Here is a 22834-nt window from a genome sequence, read left to right as displayed (position 1 = left end):
GAGAGCAAGTCGGCCCGACATGATCCACTGCGCATGTGAATGGAGGATTAACACCGGGATCAGGGGCGAACACACGACGCATGCCGAAGTTGTTGCTACAACACGGCTGAGATCAAGAGACCGCCCCGAGCGGAAGCGGCCAAGTGCTCGAACCTGTTAGACGGTGAAGTATTCGGGGCGCAGTCGGCGCGTAATTTCCAGCACCGGCAGCACGTGATCCAGGTGCTCACGCATGGCGCGCACGGCGCGTTTCGGATTGTTGGACGCAAGGGCGTCGATCACCGCGCGGTGCTCGGCCAGGACCTCGGTCATGCGGCCCTCCAGCGGGAGGGTCAGCAGCCGGTAGCGATCGATCTGCGTTTTGACTTCCAGGATGATCTGCCAGACGCCGGGGTAGCCCGACAGCTCGGCCAGCGTGGCGTGAAAGGCTTCGTCGGTGCGGAAGAAGCCGCGCCGGTTGCTCTCGCGCACGCATTGCGCCTGCCGCTCCAGCACGACGTTCAGCTTCTGGATGCCTTCGGGCGTCATGCGCTCGGCTGCCTTCTCGATGATGGCGACTTCCAGCGCGCCGCGCACGAGCATGGCTTCTTCCAGCGTGTTGAGCGGAATGCGCGACACGAACGTCCCGACGCGGGCCTGGACGTCGATCAGTCCTTCCTCTGCCAACCGCTGGACGGCCTCGTGAACGGGGGTGCGGCTGGTACCGAATTCTTCTGCGAGATCCTTCTCGACGATGCGCGTTCCGGGCAGCAGTTCCATCTCGACAATCCGCTCACGCAGTTTCAGATACACGCGTCGGGCGGCGGTCATGGTGGCCTCGTCCTCAGCGGGCGAGGGGAAAGGGCGCGAAGTCATACAGCTCGCAACGAGTTCGGGGGGAAGTGGAAGGGATCGCAACGGCGCAGCCTGAGGTGTCGATGCGGTCAGAGACCAAGGGCAGCGCGGGCACCATGATAGCGGCAAACTCCGCGCACTTGAACTGAGGTGAACCCCGGGCACAGCGCCTAAACGGCACGCCGTGCCCGGTGATCAAACCGGTCAGAACCGGTGAATCATGCCGACGGCCACGGTCAGCTGCGACCCGGTGGCCGACGGCGCACCGTTCTGACCATCGCCGATGGACGCCGTGGCATCGATGATGCTGCCCGTGGGCGAGATCGTCTTGCCCTTGGCCTTCTGATACGCCTCCAGAACGTACAGGCCCGTGCGTTTCGAGAAGCTGTAGTACTGCGACAGGTTGAACTGGTGATACGTAGCCGCGTCCGCAATGCCGTTGGCCTTGGTGGCGCGCGTGTACGAATAGCCGGCTGCCAAGTCAAGCGTCGGGGTGGCCTTGTAGTGCAGCACGGCGCCGCCGGTATTGAAGATCGCCTCGCTGGCGAACTTGGAGTTCACGCCCGGGATGTACTGCACGTTGGAGTACGACACCGATACGTCCCATGCGGGCGAGAAGGTGTACGAACCCAGCACGGCAAAGCGCTGTTGCGCCGCCGCCAGTTGATAGCCGGCGTTGATGGCCGAGACGGCCGGTTCGCTGCCGCCGTTGGACAGCGACGAATTCGCGCCCCAGGCACCGCCGCCCACTGCCGAGTTGTTCACGCGCATGAAGCCGGCGCCCACGCCGACCGGGCCATTGGCATAACGTGCGGCAAAGCTCCAGGTGGAACCGTTGCCCACGCTGCCTGGCGTTTCGCCCATGCCGTAGGAGCCGCTGAAGGTCACGCCGCCTAGCGTAGGCGACATGTAGACCACGGAGTTGTTGACGCGGTAGTTGGTGTCGAGCGAGTCGATATCGCCCGGGTGTGCACCGTAGAAGCCGGTCAGCCAGTTGATCGGGCTGTACGGGGCCAGGATCGAGAAGTACGCCGTGTACTGGCGGCCCAGCGTGACGGTGCCCAGCTCGCGGTTGGCCAGACCCACGAAGGCCTGGCGATTGAACATCAGCCCCGAGACCGATTGCGAGCCCGTGTCGCCGTTAAAGCCTTCTTCAAGCACGAACTGCGCGCTGTTGCCGCCGCCCAGGTCTTCGTTGCCCTTGAAGCCGAAGCGGCTGCCCGACCAGATGCCGCTGTTCTGCTTGACGACCGAATGGCCGTTCGAGGTGGATCCGACCGATGTCTGGTTGCTCTGATACCCGATCGACACGTCGATGTTGCCGTACAGCGTGACGCTGCTCTGCGCGGTCGCTGATCCGGCGATGCCCCCTGTGAGCGCGATCGCTGCCGCGATTGCTACTTGGCTCTTCATGATGACTCCTTCCTTGATGTCGCAGCCGTGGCTGCATGTTGGTTATTCGCTTGGGGGCTCAATACACCGGGTGCCCGTTGATCACGCTCGGCAGCCAGGTCGAGAAGAACGGCATGTAAGTCACCACGTTGATGGCAGTGAAGATGGCGAGGTAGTAGGGCCAGGCGATCTTGGTGGTCTCGCCGATGGAGACTTCGCCGATGGCGCAGCCGACAAACTGCACCGAGCCGATGGGCGGGTGCACCAGACCCAGCGAGCAGTTGAGCAGCAGCATGATCCCGAACTGCACGGGGCCGACGCCGCAATGCATGGCCATGGGCAGGAACAACGGCGTGGTGATCAGGATGTGCGCCGCCATGTCGACGAACGTGCCCAGGAACACCTGCAGGATGTTGATGTAGAGCAGCATCAGCCACGGTGCGGCGCTGGTCTGCGTGAGCATCTGCTCGATGGCGTCCGGAATCTCCAGGTAGGCCATCTGGAAGCGCAGCATGTTCGACACGGCAATCAGCAGTAGCACCACGCCCGTGGTCTTGGCGGCGTGGGCCAGCGCGCGGCGAAACTTGGTCCACGTCATGGAGCGATAGACGAGCACCGTCAGGCACAGCGAATAGGCGACTGCGATGGCGGCGGCTTCGGTGGCGGTGGCAATGCCCATGGCCACGCACACCAGGATCAGTGCGATCACCATCAGGCCCGGTACTGCGCCCACAAAGGCACGTGCCACGGCAAACCAGCCGGGGAAGGGCGGCAGCTCGGTCGAGCCGTCGGCGCGGCGCGGGAAACCGTAGCGCTTGGCTTGCCAGTAGGCGGCGATCAGCACGAAGCCCATGACCCACAGCACCGGCAGCAGCCCCGAGAACAGCAGGTCGCCAATCGACACGCCGCTCACCTGCTGGCCGTTGAGCGAGCCCACGATGCCCTGCGCCGCAAAGGCGTAGATGATCATGTTGGTGGAAGTCGGCATGAGCGCGCCGGCCAGCGAGGCATGCGTGGTCACGTTCACGGCGTAGGCCGCGCTGTAGCCTTCGCGCTTCATCAGCGGAATTACCACGCCACCCATGGCCGACGTGTCGGCGGTGGGCGAGCCCGAGACACCGCCGAACAGCGTGCAGGCCACCACGTTGGCCATGCCGAGGCCACCGCGGAAGTGCCCCACCAGGGATTGCGCGAAGCGCAGGATGCGGTCTGCAATGCCACCGTGCAGCATCAGCTCGCCCGACAGGATGAAGAAGGGCACGGCCAGGAACGAGAACGCATTCATGCCCGAGATCATCGACTGCATGGCGGTGGCCGCCGGCAGGCCTTCGTGCAGATAAGTCAGCACGCATGACAGGCCGAGCGCGAACGAAACCGGCACGCCCAGCAGAAGAAACGCCAGAAAACTGACGGAGAGAATGGCGAGATCCATGGTGACTTAACTTGCGTCTTGCGCGAACAGCCCAATCAGGCGTTCGAGAGCGAACAGGGCGATGGCGACACTCGCCACGATAGGAATCCAATAGCGCACGGCTTCCGGCAGTCCGAGGATGGGAATGCGGTCATCGAACGTGGTTTCGGCCATCTCCAAGCAGCCGATGAAGATCACCGCGGCAAAGGCAATCAGACAGAGCTTCTGCAGCACGTGCGCGGCGCGCTTGCCCCCGGCGGGCAGGCGTTCGACAAAGGAGTCCATGCCGATATGGCCGCCTTCGCGCACCTTGAGCGCGGCCCCGAACATGGCAATGGCCACCACCATGAGCAGGGCGATGGGTTCAACAAAATCTGGCGCGTTGTTGAAGACGTAGCGCATGATCACGCCGTAGAAGACAAGCACGGTCAGCGTGGCCAGGCATGACGCCGCCACAAGCGTGAGCAGGAGCGCAAACGCATCGTTGATGCGTTTGAGTAAAGACATCGATTGCATGCTGAACCTGGAGGGGAACGCGGTATCGGAGGTGGGCAGGCGGGGCCGGTGTACCAACGGCGTACATCGGGGCCTGCCCGGCGCAGGGCCCGCGGGAAAGGCGCCGGCCCCGCGCTTGAGCGGTGATGCAGGCTTACTTGGTGGCCACGATTGCGTTGACGATGTCCTTCATCTGCGGCGTGGTTTCGTACTTTGTCCAGAGCGGCTGCATGGCCTTGACGAAGGCGGCACGGTCAACCTGCGAAGCCGGCACGATCGTGGCGTTGCCCTTGGTCACGGTTGCCGTGGCCGCCTGCTCGCGCGCGGTCCAGAGCTTGACGTAGTACGGCACGGAGTCGGCAGCAGCCTTGCGGATTGCGGCTTGCTCCTGCGGCGTCAGCGTGTCCCAGATTTTCTTGGAGAAGACGAGCACTTCCGGCGTCATCGCATGCTGCGTTTCGGAGTAGATCTGCGCGACTTCAAAGTGCTTGGTTTCTTCATACGACGGGATGTTGTTTTCCGCCGCATCCACCAGGCCCGTCTTCAGGCCGGTGTAGACCTCGCTGAACGGCATCGGCGTGGGTGTGCCGCCCATGGCCTTGATCTCGTCGACCATCAGGTCCGACGGCTGCACGCGGATCTTCACGCCCTTCATGTCGGCCGGCGTGTGGATGGCCTTCTTGGCGTAGATCGAACGCGCGCCGCTCTCATAGAACGTCAGGGCGACGAAGCCCTTGGCGGCAAACGAATCCAGAATCTTCTGGCCGACCGGGCCGTACATCACCTTGCGGAAATGGTCGATGTCGCGGAACAGGAAGGGCAGCGAGGGGATGACCGATTCCGGAACGATCTCGTTGAACGCAGCGCCATTGGCACGCACCATGTCGATTGCACCGATGCGCACTTGGTCGATGGTGTCTTTCTCCGAGCCCAGCGCGCTGTTGCCGAACACCTTGACGGAGTCTTTGCCGTCGGTGGCCTTCTTGATTTCTTCTCCCATGAACTTGACGGCCATGTTGGTGGGGTAAGTGTCGCCGTGGACGTCGGCAACACGGAAAGTGCGCGCTTGCGCAGCGCCGCTTGCGAAGGCGGCCAGCAATGCGGCGAACAGCAGGGAGGTACGAGCGATTGCGGTAAGGCGTTTCATGATGGATGTATGGGCAGCAGGGTCGGAATAAAAAAGCGCTGGCCAGCCGAACCAGCCGAGCGCGAAGGAGGCGGGTTGCTCAGCGGGCGTCGGTCACGGTGGTGTTGAAGGTCTGTCCACCGATCACGACGTTCTGCAGCGTGATGTCGTGCACGTTGTAGGCGTAGATCGGCCCCGGCGTTGTGGCGCTTGCGGGGCCGGCCGCCGTGGGCGTGCCGAAGTTGCAGTTCGAGATCGTCACGCCGGTGATGGGCGGAACGGTGGGCACAGGCAGCGCGCCGTTGTAGTCGAACGCCACGGGGCCCTGCGCAACGATGGCCTGGAAGCACGAGCCTGTCAGGCCGCCGGTGGTGACGTTGCCCGCAGTCACGTTGGAGATGTTCACGTTCTGTACCAGGGCCGGCCGCGTACGAATGGCATCGGCTGCAGGCTGGTAATCGCAGTCGAACGTGATCAGGCCGCCTTGCGAAGCGGACGGGTTTGCTGCGGCCGCTGTCACCACGCCCAGTGGCACCGTGCTGTTGATCGGGCTGCCTGCCAGCATCTTGCTGCCGTAGCCGGCACCGGTGAGGTTCACGCCGTTGGGCAGGCTGACGTTGGTGACATAGAAATTCTTCACGAACCCGCCACGGTTCATGTTCGTCTTGATGCGGATGGCGATGTTCAGCGAGTTCGTTGCCCAGAACTGGTTCAGCATCGCCAGGTTGCGCGCATAGATGTTCTGCACGCCGCCGCCCATTTCGCTGCCCAGCGTGATGCCGCCGTGGCCGCTGTTCATCGTGCAGTTCTGGATGACGTGGTCTTGCGCCGGGCCATAACCGGTGTCGAGGTTCTTGCCCGACTTGATGGCGATGCAGTCGTCGCCCGTGTTGAACGTGACGTTTTCGCACAGCACGTTGCTGCAGGCGTCGGGGTCGAAGCCGTCGTTGTTGGGGCCGATGCTGTCGACCGTCACGCCACGGATGACCACGTTCGTGCAGTGCACCGGATGGTGCTGCCAGAACGGCGTGTTGACCGTACGGTAGTTCTCCATCAGCACGTTGGTACAGCCGATGAACTCCACCATGCATGGACGCAGGTAATGACCGAGTCCGAAGATGCGCTTCTCAACCGGCACACCGGCTTCGGACAGCGCGGGCAGGTAGTTCTGGTCTTGCTGCCATGGCGTTGCCGGATTGGTGAGCAGCGTATACAGCGCGCTCGGAATACCCGGCACCGCGGTCTGCAAGTCGACGTTGTTCGGGTTGCTGTAAGCCTGCGACGGCGTGCTCGAGCTGGCGCAGCCATAGGCGCCGTTGGTGCCCTTGAAGGTCCACCAGCACGTGCTGGTGTTGCCCGTGCCGGCAAACGGTGTCATGGCCTGGCCGTTGAGCACCGAAGTCGCCCCTTCGCCCGTCAGCGCAATGTTGCTGGCGTTGCGTGCGTAGATGGGCGAGCCGAAATTCAGGCAATCGTCGGCCTGCCAACGGCTGTAGTAGAGCTTGCCGTTGGCGCCGCAATCGATCGGGCCATCCTTGGCGAAGTCCGCCGGATTGGCGCTGAAGTAGATCGTGCAGTTGGCGCTCAGGTGAAAGTTGACGTTGCTCTGCAGCACGATCGGACCGGCGCAATACCACGTGCCCGAAGGCACGACCACGCGCCCGCCACCGGCTGCGTTGCATGCCGCAATGGCTGCCAGGAAAGCGGGGCGCGAGTCGAATGCGCCAGGCGCCTGCGTTGCGCCCGCGCCTGAGCTGACCGGCGATTTGGTCGGATCGGTGTAGGGGCTCGTCTGTGCGACAACGCTGCACGGCTGCGCACCAAACGCTTCCACCTGGAAATCAACTGCCGGGAACGCGCTCTGTGCCACGCCCTTCAGCGAGGAGATGATGGCGGTGGCCAGACCGTTCGCACCCCAGATTGGGTCTGCCTGCACGGGTGCCGTGGGCGTTGTGGCCACGGGTGCTGCTGCGTTGTCGGAGCCGCCGCCACAGGCGCTTAACACCGCCCCGCCGACGACGGCACCGCCGTAACTCAGAAAGGCACGCCGCGAGGGATTGTGCGGGGCGCGGGCGTGAGATGCCTGCCGCCGCCGGTTACGGAAGGGCGCTGTCATTGGGTCTCCTCGTCTAGTTTTGTCAGACGTGTCGACCCGGCAAGAGGCTGCTGAATCCGGGCACGTCTTTTGATATATCAGAATTTATTGATTGATATATTAGAGGTCAAGGGCGGGTTTTCCCGGTCCCCACCAGTGGAGTCCGCAGGGGGGGCGACGGCGATGTGCCGGGCCGGCGGACCATCGCCCGTTTGTCACCCGCCACGGATCCAGCGGCCCGCCCAGCGCATGGCGATGCTGCATTGGGCCGTCATGCACCGGTTTCAAATAGGCGTTGGTTCCTAGGCACTGAATTGCGATGCGCCCCATCGCGATTGAATATGCATGGCTTAAAGAAATGCCACTGTCACACGCCATTCCTACCATGCGGTTGCCAATCGATGCGACCGATTCATTTCATGAATTGCTGGCAATAAAAACAGCATCGAACGCATTCGCTAGCTGAGCTTTGTTGAGAATGTTCCGTCTCGGGATGCTCAGTGCGGTTGATCTGTGTCGATGAGAATTGCGGCTTTTCAAGCATCACTTTCATTTCCCTTCGAGCGTTGGACCAACCCTGCGAATTGCGACGGCAATCGCTTTGCCTTCTGGGTAGCCTAAAACGTAACGGAGAGAACCATGTCAATGAAAAGTCGGGTGGGTCAACAGCAGTTGACGCTGGATGATTTGGCCGCTGTTCCTGAGTTGAAGCGCAGGCAATTGCTGCGCATGATGCTGGCTTCGACGGCGGTCGGCCTGTCGGGTGTGCTGAGCGGGTGCGGTGGCGGCGATTCGCCGGACGCCTCAACGGGTTCAACGGGCACCCCGCCAAGTGCGGGCGATCCGGGCACCGGAACGACGACACCAAAGCTGGTGTCGTCATTTACGCTGGCAGCCTTGCCGGATACGCAATTTTATCCGCGCTATGCATCCGCAAAAATGGGCGAGTTGTATCAAAAGAATTACCCGACCATCAATCCGCAATTCGACAATCCATTCAAGGCCCAAACGCAATGGATTGCTCAAAATGCAAAAGCGCTGAAACTGGCATTTACCACGCACCTTGGCGATATTGTCGATCAGTCCTGGTATTACACTTCTGAAGGTTCGGCGCCGTGGAGTGCGAATACCGATCTGCTGAGCAATAGCCAACTCAGCAATGGCACGGTGACCAAAGAATGGGAACTGGCCAGCCAGGCAATGCAGGTGCTGGAAAAGGCCAACTGCAACTATTCGATTTGCGCGGGCAACCACGACGTTGGCGCCATCGGCTCGTCGATGCAATGGGGGCCGGACTGGGGCGTTGGCGTCTCTGGCTTTGACAACACAGACGGATACCAAGACGGCGGCAGCCACCGGCAAGGCTTGGTGGAGCCTTTCCTGAAGGTGTTCCCGACCGCGCGCGCCCAACAGCAGCCAACCTTTGGCGGGCGCCACGGCTCCGGCTTTCACGAGTACCACGTGTTCAAAGCGGAAGGGAATCAGTTCCTGGTGCTGTCGATGTCGTGGCGCGCTTCCGACGACGCGATTGCGTGGGCCAATTCGGTCATTGCAAAGAACCCCGGCATTCCGGTCATCCTGATTTGCCACCAGCTTGCCGGCATTGGCCCTGACGCTGTTACGGCGGCCGATACGGCGTATTCGAATTACCTGTGGGACAAGCTGATCAAGAACAACGACCAGATTTTCATGGCCGTGTCGGGTCACTATCACGGCTCGTGCAAGATGACGAAGAAGAACGCCGCTGGCAACGACGTCATCTTCATGGTCGTCGATTATCAGATGGCGTATATGGGCGGCAATGGCCTGATGCGCTTGTACGAATTCGATCTGACGAACAACAAGATCATCGCCAGTTCATTCTCGCCATGGGTGCCGGTCAAGCCGGAAGCGAGCCTGAATCAGTTCGATACGGCATGGCTGACGGCGGATAACCAGAACTTCTCGATCGACATCGATTTTGCCAAGCGCTTTGCTGGTTTCAATCCCACCTTCAAGGCGGCGGCAGGCTCCGTGTCGAGCAGCCTGACCGACGTCGCCAAGGGGCTGATCCTCGCGAACTATCACAACCCGCCGCAGGATGCGGGCAAGCCGGCGTCCGGCCCGAACGACTACCCGGTAGTGCCCAACACGCTGGCGCACTGGCGCTTCTACAACACGGCCGCTGCCGAAGGCGAGGCGCTGTCTCCGTATCAGCCGGGCTTCCAGATTAAGGACGCATCCGTTCCGGGCGATGCCACGGCGGGCGCGAACCCCATCTCGCTCAACACGTGGATGGGCGGCCAGCCGGGCGATCTGGTCTGGTCGAAGGATCATCATCCGCTGTCTTCTGCGCCGGGCAGCCTGCAGTTCAAGAACGCCAACCAGACGAGGTCTTCGTATTTCACGACCGACTCCACTTCGCCGCTGAACGTACAAACGTTTGCCAACGGCTACACCATCGAGGCGTTCGTCAAAATCGATTCGGCCTGGACCGCGCAGAACAACGCCTGGATGGGCATTCTTTACCGGCTTGGCGCACGCAGCGCAGCCTCCGGCGTGTCGTGGCCGGGCGATGTCGACCAGGGCGACACGATGGCGATGTTTGCATTTTCCAACCTGATGGAGTTCCAGTGGGAGGTCATCCCGACCGACAACACCGAGAACCTAGCGTGCTGGTCGGGCGGTGTCTCGGCAGGGCAGTGGCTGCACGTTGCCATCGTCAATGACGGGAAGGGCAGCACGACGATGTTTGTGGAAGGCGCTCCCATCCTGCGCAACAACAGCGGGATGGACGGCATCCGCTACGTGGCGAGCACGCAGCAGATGGCGATCGGCTGCGCGCAATACGGCGGCAACATGGGCAATGGGTTCTTCGGCAGCCTTGGAGAGATGCGGATTGTCGGCGCGCCGCTGCAACCGAACCAGTGGTTGACGGCACGCGCTTCGTAATAGCAGCCGTGAGGACGGCTCCCGCCGCAACGGTTCGGCGGGAGCACAGTTTTGGTGTGCCGATGTGGTGGCCTAGCAACTTGGCGGCTTTTCTGGGAATAGCAACTCAATTCCGACTCATGGAGGTGCGGGGAGCGCGTTTTGCGCTTCATTTCATTGACGATGTTGGCGGCACAGCGTTTCATGTCAGCAAAGCAGCTCTTGCATGGAGACGCACGTGCCACACGAAGACAACGCAGCCCCGATGTACCGAAGCGGAACAGCCGCCCGCATGGCGAAGATGCCTGTATCCACGCTCCGTGTTTGGGAGCAGCGCTATGGCGTGATTTCGCCCACTAAATCGGAGTCGGGCCAGCGGTTGTATTCGAGCGAAGACGTCAAGCGCCTCGCGTTGCTGCGCTCGCTTGTCAACCAGGGTCATGCGATTGGCGCCATTGCGCATGCCGACAGCACAGAACTCCAGCAGTTGCTGGAAACCTCTCAGGCTTCCGAAACGCCGGCGCCAGTGCCATCCACCGAGGCAATTTCGCTTGCGGTCTGTGGTGCGTTGCTGGCGGAGCGCGTCCGGCGCAGAAAGACCACGCTTGCATCGCTGGGGATCGAGCCTGTCATCGCGCTGCCTGCACTCGACGGTGAGACCCCCCTTGAGCAGCTTCCGCATGCAGACGCACTGATCGTGGAGGCCGCATCCCTGCATCCGGAGACGGCGGAAGCCCTATTGGCGGCAACGCGCCGGTCCGGTGCCAGCGCAGTGGGCGTGATCTACAGCTTCGGCACGGTTCGCGCCACCGACATGCTGCGCGCGGCCGGCGTGCGGCTGTACCGGGAGCCCAACGCGCACAGTGAACTCGACCAGGTCCTGCAAGAACTGGCGCAGCTCGTGCGCGTCGACGCGGTCTACGGAAAGCTCGAACCGTTGCGGCGCAATGCGCGTCGGTTTTCGGATCGCCAGCTGGAAATCTTCGCCAACGCATCTCAGACGATTGCCTGCGAGTGCCCACGGCATCTTGTCGGGTTGATCCGCCAGCTCGACGCGTTCGAGCGTTTCAGCGACGGCTGCGCGGTGCGGTCGGCGCTCGATGAACAACTGCACCGCCATCTTGGGGACGTCGCCAACCGCGCGCGGTTGATGCTCGAAGACGCGATGGAATTCGCCATTCGGGCCGAGACGCTGAATCCACCTGCGAGTTAGCTGCGTATAGGTAGCGAACGCGCCCCATCCATCTCGCTGTCAGCTCGCCTGAGGCGGCATGGGCGGTGGGAGCACCGCCGACTTTTCGGAGGCAACTTCAATGAAACTGACTTTGGATCCGCCCGGGTTTGCCGGGGCGGCTGGCAGCGTGCCGCTTTCTGTCCGGATTCGGGAGCGGTTGATGAGCGCCGGCCACCGCTTTCACGCCAATGACAACATCGCCGCCTACCTGCGCGATGGCGAGCTCGATCTGCTCCAGGCCGAGGTCGAGGAGCGCTTGCAGGCGGTGCTGCGCGCGCTGGTCATCGATGTCGAGCAAGACCACAACAGCCGGGAGACGGCTCGCCGTGTGGCCAAGATGTTCGTGCGCGAGGTGTTTGCCGGGCGCTACGTCGAAGCGCCGGAAGTGACGGCGTTTCCGAATGCGGAACGGCTTAACGAGCTGATGGTGGTCGGGCCGTTGCGGGTGCGCAGCGCCTGCTCGCACCACCTGTGCCCGGTGATGGGGCGCGCGTGGGTCGGTGTCATGCCGCACAAAGACTCCCAATTGATTGGGCTGTCCAAGTACGCACGGCTGGTCGACTGGGTCATGAGCCGTCCCCAGATTCAGGAAGAAGCCATCAAGCAGATTGCCGATTTGCTGGAGGACCGCATGGCGCCCGACGGCTTGGCGGTCGTGCTGGAGGCAGAACACTACTGCATGCACTGGCGCGGTACGAAGGACGACGGGTCGCGCATGGTGAGCAGCGTGATGCGCGGCGTGTTTCTGACCGATCCCAGTTTGCGGCGCGAGTTTCTTGCGCTGCTGCCCGGCCGCCACGGCGGATGAGTGTCCAGTCACCCAAAGAGACATCGCCTTGAAGATTCTTCAGTTTCCGGTAAAGCGCATTGCCGTGGTCGGCTCCGGCATCTCGGGGTTGGCGGCCGCGCATTTTCTTGCGAAGCGGCACGCCGTGACGCTGTTTGAGGCCGCGCCACGGCTTGGCGGACATACGAATACGGTCGACATCGAGGAGGCCGGCCAGGTGTTCGGCGTCGACACCGGTTTTCTGGTCTTCAACGCGCGCACGTATCCCAACCTCATCGCGCTGTTTGACGAGCTTGGCGTCGCCCATTGCGAAAGCGACATGTCCTTCAGCGTGTCGGTTGACGGCGGGGCGCTGGAATGGGCCGGCACCAGCCTGAGCACCGTCTTTGCGCAGCCCCGCAATCTGGTGTCGGCACGGTTCCTGTCGATGTTGGGCGACATCCTGCGCTTCAACCGGCAAGCGCACGCCAACTTGGCGGTGGCACGCAACGAGCGCCATAGCCTGGGCGCGTTGCTTGCCGCCGGCCGCTATGGCGAGCCGTTCTGTGCGCATTACCTGTTGCCGATGGCGGCGGCAATCTGGTCCACGCCCAGCCGGGACATCCTGGCATTTCCGGCAGAAACCTTTCTGCGGTTTTGCCTGAACCACGGCCTGCTGCAGGTCTTCAACCGGCCGCGCTGGCGCACTGTCAAAGGCGGGGCACGCAGCTATGTCCACGCGATTGCGCGCGGGCTGGCAGACGTGCGCGTCGGCACGCCCGTGCGAGGCATCCGCCGTGCAGCAGACCATGTCGACGTGCGGACCGATTCAGGCAGCGAGCGCTTTGACTCCGTGGTGCTCGCCACGCACGCGCCCCAGACCCTGCGTCTGCTCGACGATGCCACGGACGACGAGCGCGCCGTGCTGAGTGCATTCCGCTATCAGCCCAACACCGCCTTCCTGCACCGAGATACGCGTCTGCTGCCGCGTCGGCGGCGCGTGTGGTCCGCATGGAACTATCTCGATGCCTCACGCACGGGCACGACCGGCGCGGCGCCGTGCGTCAGCTATCTGCTGAACCAACTGCAACCGCTGCCGGTGTCGACGCCGGTGGTCGTGACCTTGAATCCGTCCGACCCGCCCGCGCCCGAGCTGGAGTATCAGCGCTTCGAATATGAGCACCCGGTCTTCGATCAGCCCGCCATTGACGCGCAGGCGCGCTTGCCGGAGTTGCAAGGTCGTGGCCACACCTGGTTTGCAGGTGCCTGGACCGGCTACGGCTTCCATGAAGACGGACTGAAGTCTGCACTGCGCGTGGTGGCGGATTTCGGCTGCGCCCCAGCCTGGGCAAAGGTGGCGCCATGAACTGCGACGCGCAGCTTCTTGTCGGTCAGGTCATGCACCGCCGCCTGCGGCCGGTGGCTCATCGCTTTGTCTACCCGGTGTTTGCCGTGCGCGTGAAGCTCTCGGCGCTTGGGCGGCTGACGGGCGCGTGGTTTGGCGTGGACTGCTTGCGGCCGCTGTCTTTGCGCGTGCGTGACTATGGCCCGAGAGACGGCACGGATCTGCTCGCCTGGATACGTGGCGTGCTGAGCAGCGCGGGTTTGCCTGCCGATGGCGAGGTCTGGTTGCAGACCTTTCCGCGCATTGCCGGCTGGATGTTCAACCCCGTCTCGTTCTGGTATTGCCACGATGCGGGCGGCACGCTGCGCGCGGTATTGGCCGAGGTGAACAACACCTTCGGGCAGCACCATAGCTACCTGCTGTGCGCGCAGGACGGCGGGGCCATCGGCGCACAGACCGTGCTGACGTGCCGCAAGCAGTTGCATGTCTCGCCCTTCTGCAGGGTCGAGGGCGGTTATCGGTTCCGCTTTACCGAGACGGCGGCAACGGCGCTGGTGCGCATCGATTATCACGACCAAGACGGCCTGTTGCTGCATACCGCCATCGGCGGACGACTGCAGCCGTTTGATGCCGCTCACTTGCGCCGCGCGCTGCTGCGGCAGCCGTTACTTGCGCTGCAGGTCATCGGCCGCATCCATTGGCAAGCCCTGCGCTTGTGGGTCAAGGGCGTGCCGTTCTTTGGCCGTCATGCCCACAACAGAACTTCTCCGGAGAATTCCCGATGACAGCCTTGCGCTCCCTGGCCTGGGTGCCGCCTCATGTTCCTGCGGCCGGCCGGCTGTTCGTGGCGCTGGCCGGGCGGCTGCGGCACGGCCGCCTTCACCTTGTCACGCCCGACGGCGATATGCAGATCGGCGATGCCGCGTCGCCGCTGGTGGCCGATCTGCGCATCACCGACTGGCGCGCCTGCGGGCGCATCCTGCGCAGCGGCGATGTGGGTTTTGCCGAGGCGTATCGCGATGGATGGATCGACACGGGCAACCTGCCCAACCTGCTGCGACTGGCCATCGTCAATGCGGCCACGCTGGACCAGGCGATCTTCGGGAATGCGCTGGCGCGTTCCGTCCTTCGTTTGCGCCACCTGCTGCGCAGGAACAGTCGCAAAGGCAGCCGTCGCAATATCCACTTGCATTACGACCTCGGCAACGATTTCTATCGGCTGTGGCTGGACGAAGGCCTGGCGTATTCGTCTGCCTGGTTCAATGGCAATCTGCGTCAGGGGTTGGCGGATGCGCAGGCTGCCAAGTACCGGCGTGTGTGCGATCTGCTCAGGGTCGAGCCCGGTATGGAAGTGCTGGAAATCGGTTGCGGGTGGGGCGGCCTGATGGAGATGGCTTGCGCCCGCGGTGCGCATGTGCACGGCATCACGCTCTCGGAAGAACAGCGCCGCTACGCGGCCGACCGCTTGGCCGGCGAAGCCCGGGCCCACGTTGAGTTGCGCGACTACCGGGATCTGGACGGAGCATACGACGCCATCGCTTCCATCGAGATGTTCGAGGCGGTGGGCGAGGCTTACTGGTCGACTTACTTTCAGATGCTAGTGCGATGCCTGCGCCATGGGGGGCGCGCCCTGGTGCAGAGCATCACCATCGACGAGGCGCATTTCGAGCGCTACCGCGCCGGCACCGATTTCATCCAGCAGTTCATCTTCCCGGGCGGCATGCTGCCCAGCCGCGAGCGCTTCATCCGGCTGGCCGAACAGCACGGCTTTCGTGTGGTCGAGCGCCTTGACTTCGGCCGCGACTACGCAGAGACACTGCGCCGCTGGAGCCAGCGTTTCGAAGCCCGGCTCGATGCTGTGCGCGCACTCGGATTCGACGAGCCGTTCATCCGCATCTGGCGCCTGTACTTCGCCTATTGCGAGGCCGGCTTTGACGAGGGCCGGATCGGCGTGTCGCAGTTTCTGCTGGAGCGGGGGTGACCATGCCTGTGGTGGGCGTCGCACTCGTTGCGCTGGTGTTTCTGGTGGCGGTGTTCAGCGCCGTTTGGGCGTGGCAGCTGCGCAGCGGAAACGCTGGCATGGTCGATCCGATCTGGGCGTTCTCGCTGGGCATGGTGGCATTGCTCTACGCGGCGCTGAGCACCGGTTCATTGCCGGCGCGCTTGCTCGTCGGGACCGGCGGAGCGGCGTGGGGTGCGCGCCTTGGCTGGCACCTGTGGCGCCGCAACGCCGGCAAGCCGGAAGACGCGCGCTACCGCAAGTTGCGCGAGGAGTGGGGCCCGGCCGCATCGCGAAACATGTTTGGCTTCTTCCAGTTGCAGGCGGCCGTATCGATGTTGCTGTCGATCGCGTTTGCCGTGCCGAGCTACCGGCCGGATTCTCCCAGCGCTTTCGCCATGGCGGTTGCGGTGGCGCTGTGGTTGGTGGCGGTGGCCGGCGAGGCCGTGGCAGACGGGCAATTGCGCCGCTTTGCGGCAGACCCGGTCAACCGGGGCAAGACGTGCCAGGTGGGGCTGTGGCGTTATTCGCGGCACCCAAACTATTTCTTTGAATGCGTGCACTGGCTGGCCTATGTGCCCCTGGCGATCGGCTCGCCCTGGGCATGGCTCACGCTGCTGCCGCCGGTGGCCATGGCGTGGCTGCTCGTGAAGGTCTCGGGCGTTCCCATGCTCGAAGCCCATATGCATGCCACGCGCGACGACTATGCCGAATACGCCCGCACAACAAGCGTGCTGATCCCCTGGCCGCCGCGCCACTGATGTACAGACATACAGACCAAGGAGCCCCACATGACTGCGCTGTCCACGCCGACCCTACCGCCGCAGGCCGCGGCCGACGCCAGCGACGGCTGGCTCATCCAATGCTGCGAGCGCGGATGGTTGCCGGATGCGCTGGTGCGTGCCGGCATGCGCGCCCTTGTGCGTCAACGCCTGCGAGACGAAGGCTTGAACGACGGCGAACAGCGGTCGCGGCGTTTCAATGCATTGCTGGACGAGCTGCACGGCAGCCCCATCGCCATCGACACAGACGCGGCCAACACGCAGCACTACGAATTGCCGCCCGCCTTTTTCGAGGCTCATCTGGGGCCGCAGTTGAAATACTCCTGCGCCTTGTATCCGACCGGCAACGAAACGCTGGCCGAGGCAGAAGAGGCCATGTTCGCCTGCTATGCCGAACGCGCCGGCCTGGCCGACGGCCAGTGCATTCTGGACCTGGGCTGCGGCTGGGGATCGCTGTCGCTGTGGATGGCCAAGCGCTATCCCAACGCGCGCATCGTGGCGTTGTCGAACTCGCGCGGTCAGCGCAGCTGGATCGAGGCCCGGGCAGCCGAGCGCGGCCTGACAAACCTCAGCGTGCACACGGGAAACATCGTCGATTTCGAGTTTGCAGAGATGCCGGAGGGCGGCCGCTTTGACCGTGTGGTATCGATCGAAATGTTCGAGCACATGAAAAACTACGGCCTGTTGCTGAGCAAGATCGCGCGCTGGATGCGCCCGGATGCGGTGCTGTTCGTGCACATCTTTGCGCATCGCACGCTGGCGTATCACTTTCAGGTGCAGGACGGCACCGACTGGATGTCGAAGTACTTCTTCACTGGCGGCACGATGCCATCAGAGGCGTTGCTGCTGGAGTTCCAGGGCGACCTGCGTGTGGCGCGTCACTGGTGGGTCAGCGGCATGCACTACGCGCGCACGGCAGACCATTGGCTGGCCAACCTTGACGCTGCCCGCGGCCGTTTGATGCCGGTGTTCGCGCAGACCTATGGCGAGCGCCAGGCCGCCGTGTGGTTTCAGCGGTGGCGCATTTTCTACCTGGCGGTGTCGAGCTTGTTTGGCTATGCCGGCGGCAACGAGTGGGGCGTGGCGCATTACCGGTTCGTCAAGCGCTAGGGGATAGCCGCTGCGGCACTCAGGGCGGTGCGCCCGTTCCGTCGTTGCGCTCGCCCATCCATACCAGTAGCGGCATCCATATCGCCCAACCGACAGCCAACACGCCCAGCGTGACGAGCATGTCAGGAATGTGTGCCGCCCCGAGTGCCGCTCCCGCACGAAACGACAGCGGTCCGGCAATGGCCCCCAGCGCCATCGCCAGCCGCCTCCTGCCGCGCAGCCAACGAAAGAGGACATTCACTTGGATCGCGAACAGTACCCACAGCGCCAGCAACCAGGGCGGCACGAAACCGGCCCAAACGGCCCCATGCGGATAAGCGATGAGCCCGGTGCGTATCAGGAGCGTTTCCCACGGCGCCGCGAGCACCACGACCCACAGCACCAGCCGCAATTCCTGGTACGGCCGGCGGGCTTGCTGCAGGTGAAGCGCGAGCAGTGCGGCGACAAAAACGATGCCGAGCCACGCGGCATCGCGCGCGGCACTCAGCACGCAGACAAACCAGCCGGCTTGCCCGGCTAATGCATAGAGGAGAGCGCGATGAGAACGCATCGAAAAGGCCACCGTTGGCTCACCCTGTCAGGTTGGGCACGTTGTGTGGCGGTGGTCGCGCTGGCATTTGCCAGCGTTGCCTGCTCCGGCCCACCGCCGAATCCCAACCCGCGGGCAGCAGTGCCGCTGAAGACGGTACCGGTTGATCTGCCGCGCTACATGGGGCGCTGGTATGTCATCGCCAACATTCCGTACTTTGGAGAGCGCGGCAATGTCGGCAGCTATGCCGAATGGTCCCTGCGGCCCGACGGCCGTATTGACGATGCCTATGTCTACCGGCCGGGCAGTTTCGATGCCGCCTTCAAACGCATGCAGTTCGTTGATTCGGTGGTGGAAGGCAGCGGTGGTGGGGAGTGGCGCGTGCGTTTGTTCTGGCCGATCTACGTGTCGCAACTGACGCTGTATGTCGATCCGGAATACCGGGTGACCCTGCTCGGCTATCCAGACAAAAGCCTCGGCTGGGTGTTCTCGCGCGACCCCAACATGAGTGATGCCGACTATCGCGCAGCATTGAGCCGTTTCGACGAGATGGGTTATGACATTTCGCGTTTCCGGCGTGTGCCGCAAGTCCCAGGCCAGATCGGCCAACCGGGCTTCCAGTCGCCGGGAGATGCCAACTAGCCGTACGCGCATCAACGTGACTTGCCCAGGAGATGACGACGCAGGGACGGGGCACGCGTGCCCGGTGCCAGCCAGATATCGAAGAAGGCGCGCGCGAAGGCCGGATCGTCCACCTCGGTCGTCAGTTGCCCATTGGCATAGAAGCGTGCACCGCGTCCGGGCAGATACACGCCGCACAAGGTGTCGCCCGGTCTGACGTCGGGGAAAGCGGGGGTCATTGCGCGCTGCCATTGCACGAGGGTGTCGTCAGATGGGACGGGCGCCTGCAGCCTGCGGATTTCGTCGATGGCGGTTTCGACAAGCCGGCTCCGTTCGATCGCACGCCGATACGTCACCTCCAATGCAAAGGGCGCGTCATAGCTGGGTGGGAGTTCAGCGCTCCATAGCTGCGCATCGTAGAGGCAGAACCCGAAGAGGCACAACGCACCCTTACCGGAGAGTTGCGGCGCAGGCACTGTGTCGCGGCAATTGGCCCAGGCTCCAACGCTCATGGCGGAACACAGAAGAAGGACTAGGGCTCGGATGGCGTGAACGCATTGGGCAGGCATATCGCAAGGGCGTGCGTACATGTTGGTTAAGCAGGGAACAGAACGCTTTCAAAGTCTACTGACGGAGCGCGCGACGCGGAAACGGTGGCACGAAGTTTTCTTGATGCAAAACCTGCTCATGCTCACACCGCAGGGCAACACCAGGCTTGAGGGCGTAAGCGGATATGCCAACTCAAACCATGTTCATTGGCGGAAAGGGGGCGCTTGTTCTGCTGCATTCCGTTGACGCACTGCGTTGTGCAGCGTTTCATGTCGCAAGGGGCGGCAATCACTATGAGGGAACTCGGATGGCAGATGCGTTGACAACTGCATTTCAATTCGCGAAGCGCGCAGGGCTGCGTGGCCCGGGCATGTTCGAGCGAATCGGCGTTGTTCTGCGAGGTGCAGCATCATCTGTGGTGCGAGCGCGCCTGCGCTGGCTGGCACCGTTGCTCGCTGGGGCGTTTCTGGCGGGCTGTGCGCCAACGAGCCCGCCCGAAGGCATTACGGCCGTCACACCGTTCGATCTTCAACGCTATCAGGGACGTTGGTACGAGCAGGCCAGGCTCGATCATTCGTTTGAGCGGGGCCTGACCGATGTGTCAGCCACGTACCAGCTCCAACCCGATGGCAGCGTTCGCGTGGTCAACCGTGGCTTTGATCCTGCCAAGGGCGAATGGCGCGAGGCCGTGGGCAAAGCGCTGTTCATAGGCGAGCACGATACCGGTTCGCTGAAGGTGTCATTCTTCGGCCCGTTCTACGGCGGCTATCACGTGGCCGCGCTCGATCCAGGCTATCGCTGGGCCCTGGTTGTCGGGCCGGACCGCAGTTACTGCTGGGTGCTGACACGAGACAAGCATCTGGACCCCGCACAGCGTGAGGCGATTGTTGCGCGTGCGCGTGCGCTCGGCATTGATACGTCCGCGCTGATTTCCGTGTCCCATGAGCGGCAGGATCCGACTCAGTAGCCGCGAGGGCGCATGCACCACACCAAGGGCGAGCACCAGACGCACGTGGCGCCATGTTCCGAGAGTAATAACATGAACCAGCGTGCCAAGACGCTGCGGCTGGTGCTGGGCGATCAGCTCAATCCGCAGCATTCCTGGTTTGCGCAGGTGGACGATGATGTGGTCTACGTGCTGATGGAGGTGCGGCAAGAGACTGACTACGTGCTGCACCACGCGCAAAAGATTCTCGCCATCTTTGCGGCCATGCGCGATTTCGCACACGGTTTGCGATCGCGCGGCCACCGCGTGCGCTATGTGGCGATTGACGATGAAAGCAACCGCCAGTCCCTGACTGGGAATCTTGCCGCACTGGCCGGACACTACGGCGCCGAGCGGGTGGAGTGGCAATCCCCAGATGAGTGGCGCGTGGATGCACAGTTGCGCGAATGGGCCGAAGCGCAGTCGTTATCTACGTGCGAAGTCGACACCGAACATTTCCTCACGGGCAGGCACGATCTGGCCGCCATGTTTGCGGGCCGCAAGCAGTGGCTGATGGAGCGGTTCTATCGCGAGATGCGCCGCCGCTTTAACGTGCTGCTGGACGACACAGGTGCGCCGGAAAGCGGGCAATGGAATTTCGACCATGACAATCGCAAGCCGTGGCGCGGCACGCCCCCAGAACCTGCCGACGCGCGCCCCGTGCATGACCACCGGGCGTTGTGGCGCACGGTGGAGCGCAGCGGAGTGAAGTCGTTTGGCGACCCGCAGGCCGGCGAGTTTCGGTGGCCCGTGAACCGCACGGAAGCGCTGGCTTGCCTGGATGCATTTATTGAACGGGCGCTGCCGCATTTTGGCGATTTTGAAGACGCCATGAGCAGCAACCACCAGCGGTTGTTCCACTCGCTGCTGTCTTTTTCCCTCAACGTGAAGATGCTGAATCCGCGCGAGGTGATCGAGCGTGCAGAGGCAGCGTATCGGCATGGCACGGCCCCGTTGTCTGCTGTGGAGGGGGTCGTTCGTCAGATACTGGGCTGGAGGGAATATGTACGCGGCATCTATTGGGCGCAGATGCCCGGATACGCGTCGTGCAACGTGCTGAACCATGATGCGCCGCTGCCATCGTGGTTCTGGAGCGGAAAGACCCAGATGCGCTGCCTGCAACTGGCGATCGGCCAGTCGTTGAAAACCGCCCACGCGCATCACATTCAACGGCTCATGGTGATCGGCAACTTTGCGCTGCTTGCAGGGCTGTCACCCGCCGAGGTCCATCGCTGGTACCTGGGCGTGTATATCGACGCTTTCGAATGGGTGGAGCTGCCGAATACGGTCGGCATGAGCCAGTGGGCGGACGGTGGGCGCATCGCCACCAAGCCGTATGTCAGCAGTGCTGCTTACCTGTCGCGCATGAGCGATTACTGCAAGGGCTGCCACTACGACAGCAAGCAGCGGGTCGGAGAGCGCGCGTGCCCTTATAACGCGTTGTACTGGGATTTTTTCGCGCGCCACATCGAGGTGTTCGGCCGCAACCCGCGCTTGGCGATGGTGTATCGGCAGCTCGCCAAGATGGACACCGACGAGCGCGATGCCCTGCGCGCGCGTGCCGCTGAAGTGCGCGCGCGGCTGGAGGCGTTATGACGGATGCGACGGCGCGCAGCGCTCAACCACAATCAGGAGGTCAACCTGGCTTGCGCATCTTGTTGACTGGCGGCACCGGATTGATCGGGCGAGCGCTTTGCCGCCAGTGGCACGCGCAAGGGCACGATCTGGTGGTCTGGAGCCGCACGCCTGAGCGCGTATCTCGGTTGTGCACCGGTGCGCACGGTGTCGCAACGCTGCGAGAGCTGGATGCTGCGGCGCCCTTTGATGCGGTCATCAACCTGGCGGGCGCGCCGATTGCCGATCGCCCATGGACGGGGCAGCGGCGAAAGGTTCTATGGCGCAGCCGCGTCGACCTGACGCGGGAACTCGTGGATTGGCTGGGCCATTGTGAGCAGCGCCCTCGCGTGCTTGTTTCCGGATCCGCCGCCGGCTGGTATGGAGATCGAGGGCAGGAGCCGCTGGATGAAGACAGCCGCCCTGGCGAGCGCGACTTTGGCAGTCAACTCTGCGTCGCGTGGGAAGACGAAGCCCGCCGCGCAGAAAGGTTAGGCATGCGCGTCGTGTTACTGCGCACGGCGCCCGTGCTTGCAAGTGACGGTGGCATGTTGCCCAGGCTGTGTCTGCCATTCAGCATGGGACTGGGCGGACGTCTCGGCAGTGGCCGGCAATGGATGCCGTGGATCCATCTGGACGATGCGGTGGGCCTGATCGACTTCCTCTTGCACCGCGCGGATTGCCAGGGCGCCTTCAATGCATGTGCGCCGCATCTTGTCAGCAACGCGGACTTTGCCCGCACGCTGGCTGCTACGCTGCGCCGGCCAATGTTCTTGTCTGTTCCCGCGTGGACATTGCGGATGGCGCTGAGTGAAATGTCAGTGTTGCTGCTGGGCAGCCAACACTTGCAGCCCAGGCGGGCCATGGAGGCTGGCTATCCGTTTCGCTTTGCTCATCTGGAAGCGGCGTTGGGTTGCTTGTTGGGGCGAGAGAGACATCCCGCTACCCGGCGCTCCGCAGAATGATTTCCATCGGCGGGCGTCGCGCCCGCAGCGCATTGCCGGGTAGCGACCGGTGCCCGAAGGCTTCCGGTCATC

The 22834-nt window shown here is 63.2% G+C and carries 20 protein-coding genes; 12 read left to right on the top strand and 8 right to left on the bottom strand.

The features are described from left to right. Positions 1 to 156: 156 nt before the first annotated feature. The 6 genes from NG898_RS17620 to NG898_RS17595 all read right to left on the bottom strand — a co-directional run bounded on the left by NG898_RS17620 (position 157) and on the right by NG898_RS17595 (position 7374). Positions 157 to 810, bottom strand: a complete 654-nt coding sequence (locus NG898_RS17620) for a GntR family transcriptional regulator (protein WP_092971221.1) — start codon at positions 808 to 810, stop codon at positions 157 to 159. A gap of 228 nt (positions 811 to 1038) precedes the next feature. Beyond that, on the bottom strand, positions 1039 to 2247 hold the full coding sequence (locus NG898_RS17615; RefSeq protein WP_252693656.1) for a porin: 1209 nt from the start codon (positions 2245 to 2247) through the stop codon (positions 1039 to 1041). A gap of 58 nt (positions 2248 to 2305) precedes the next feature. After that, on the bottom strand, positions 2306 to 3658 hold the full coding sequence (locus NG898_RS17610) for a TRAP transporter large permease (RefSeq protein ID WP_252693655.1): 1353 nt from the start codon (positions 3656 to 3658) through the stop codon (positions 2306 to 2308). Positions 3659 to 3664: 6 nt separating this feature from the next. Then, positions 3665 to 4144, bottom strand: coding sequence for a TRAP transporter small permease (locus NG898_RS17605; protein ID WP_420803703.1), 480 nt, complete (start codon positions 4142 to 4144; stop codon positions 3665 to 3667). 142 nt (positions 4145 to 4286) lie between these two features. After that, positions 4287 to 5279 (bottom strand): TRAP transporter substrate-binding protein, encoded by a 993-nt coding sequence (locus NG898_RS17600; protein WP_252693653.1) that lies wholly within the window; start codon positions 5277 to 5279, stop codon positions 4287 to 4289. 79 nt (positions 5280 to 5358) lie between these two features. Next, positions 5359 to 7374 carry a glycoside hydrolase family 28 protein gene (locus NG898_RS17595; RefSeq protein ID WP_252693652.1) on the bottom strand — a complete coding sequence of 672 codons (2016 nt, stop codon included), beginning with the start codon at positions 7372 to 7374 and terminating at the stop codon, positions 5359 to 5361. Between the two features lie 618 nt (positions 7375 to 7992). Here NG898_RS17595 and NG898_RS17590 point away from each other — a divergent pair. From NG898_RS17590 to NG898_RS17555, 8 genes are all read left to right on the top strand, one after another. Next, positions 7993 to 10284: a LamG-like jellyroll fold domain-containing protein gene (locus NG898_RS17590; RefSeq protein WP_252693651.1), complete on the top strand. Its 2292-nt coding sequence runs from the start codon at positions 7993 to 7995 to the stop codon at positions 10282 to 10284. A 205-nt stretch (positions 10285 to 10489) separates the two neighbouring features. Then, the gene (locus tag NG898_RS17585; RefSeq protein ID WP_252693650.1) at positions 10490 to 11476 is read left to right on the top strand and encodes a MerR family transcriptional regulator; all 987 of its coding nucleotides are present in this window, start codon (positions 10490 to 10492) and stop codon (positions 11474 to 11476) included. Positions 11477 to 11576: 100 nt separating this feature from the next. Beyond that, the gene (gene folE / locus NG898_RS17580; protein WP_252693649.1) at positions 11577 to 12305 is read left to right on the top strand and encodes a GTP cyclohydrolase I; all 729 of its coding nucleotides are present in this window, start codon (positions 11577 to 11579) and stop codon (positions 12303 to 12305) included. Positions 12306 to 12333: 28 nt separating this feature from the next. After that, positions 12334 to 13629, top strand: a complete 1296-nt coding sequence (locus NG898_RS17575) for an NAD(P)/FAD-dependent oxidoreductase (RefSeq protein WP_252693648.1) — start codon at positions 12334 to 12336, stop codon at positions 13627 to 13629. Further along, positions 13626 to 14393: a DUF1365 domain-containing protein gene (locus NG898_RS17570; RefSeq protein WP_252693647.1), complete on the top strand. Its 768-nt coding sequence runs from the start codon at positions 13626 to 13628 to the stop codon at positions 14391 to 14393. The genes NG898_RS17575 and NG898_RS17570 overlap by 4 nt, the downstream gene beginning before the upstream one ends. Further along, positions 14390 to 15589, top strand: coding sequence for an SAM-dependent methyltransferase (locus tag NG898_RS17565; protein ID WP_252693646.1), 1200 nt, complete (start codon positions 14390 to 14392; stop codon positions 15587 to 15589). Before NG898_RS17570 ends, NG898_RS17565 begins: the two co-directional genes overlap by 4 nt. 2 nt (positions 15590 to 15591) lie before the next feature. Next, the gene (locus tag NG898_RS17560) at positions 15592 to 16368 is read left to right on the top strand and encodes a DUF1295 domain-containing protein (protein ID WP_252694160.1); all 777 of its coding nucleotides are present in this window, start codon (positions 15592 to 15594) and stop codon (positions 16366 to 16368) included. Positions 16369 to 16398: 30 nt separating this feature from the next. Continuing rightward, complete coding sequence (locus NG898_RS17555; RefSeq protein ID WP_252693645.1) at positions 16399 to 17499, top strand: SAM-dependent methyltransferase; 1101 nt, start codon at positions 16399 to 16401, stop codon at positions 17497 to 17499. A gap of 19 nt (positions 17500 to 17518) precedes the next feature. Here NG898_RS17555 and NG898_RS17550 read toward each other — a convergent pair whose 3' ends face one another. Further along, on the bottom strand, positions 17519 to 18049 hold the full coding sequence (locus tag NG898_RS17550; RefSeq protein ID WP_252693644.1) for a DUF2878 domain-containing protein: 531 nt from the start codon (positions 18047 to 18049) through the stop codon (positions 17519 to 17521). Here NG898_RS17550 and NG898_RS17545 point away from each other — a divergent pair. Further along, positions 18038 to 18670: a lipocalin family protein gene (locus tag NG898_RS17545; RefSeq protein WP_252693643.1), complete on the top strand. Its 633-nt coding sequence runs from the start codon at positions 18038 to 18040 to the stop codon at positions 18668 to 18670. The genes NG898_RS17550 and NG898_RS17545 overlap by 12 nt on opposite strands. A gap of 11 nt (positions 18671 to 18681) precedes the next feature. On the opposite strand, the gene NG898_RS17540 is transcribed toward NG898_RS17545, so the two are convergent. Beyond that, entirely contained in the window at positions 18682 to 19161 is a 480-nt protein-coding gene (locus NG898_RS17540; RefSeq protein ID WP_252693642.1) for a chalcone isomerase family protein, read from the bottom strand. A 407-nt stretch (positions 19162 to 19568) separates the two neighbouring features. Here NG898_RS17540 and NG898_RS17535 point away from each other — a divergent pair, with 407 nt between their 5' ends. The 3 genes from NG898_RS17535 (at position 19569) to NG898_RS17525 (ending at position 22762) form a co-directional block, all read left to right on the top strand. Further along, entirely contained in the window at positions 19569 to 20165 is a 597-nt protein-coding gene (locus NG898_RS17535; RefSeq protein ID WP_392398044.1) for a lipocalin family protein, read from the top strand. 72 nt (positions 20166 to 20237) lie between these two features. Next, positions 20238 to 21779: a cryptochrome/photolyase family protein gene (locus NG898_RS17530; protein WP_252693640.1), complete on the top strand. Its 1542-nt coding sequence runs from the start codon at positions 20238 to 20240 to the stop codon at positions 21777 to 21779. A gap of 50 nt (positions 21780 to 21829) precedes the next feature. Continuing rightward, the gene (locus NG898_RS17525; RefSeq protein WP_252693639.1) at positions 21830 to 22762 is read left to right on the top strand and encodes a TIGR01777 family oxidoreductase; all 933 of its coding nucleotides are present in this window, start codon (positions 21830 to 21832) and stop codon (positions 22760 to 22762) included. Positions 22763 to 22834: the final 72 nt, after the last annotated feature.

The sequence above is a fragment of the Ralstonia mojiangensis genome, assembly GCF_023955645.1.
Classification (GTDB): Bacteria; Pseudomonadota; Gammaproteobacteria; order Burkholderiales; family Burkholderiaceae; genus Ralstonia; species Ralstonia mojiangensis.
Note: the sequence above shows the minus strand (reverse complement) of the source record. Positions and strands in the feature narration are given on the sequence as shown.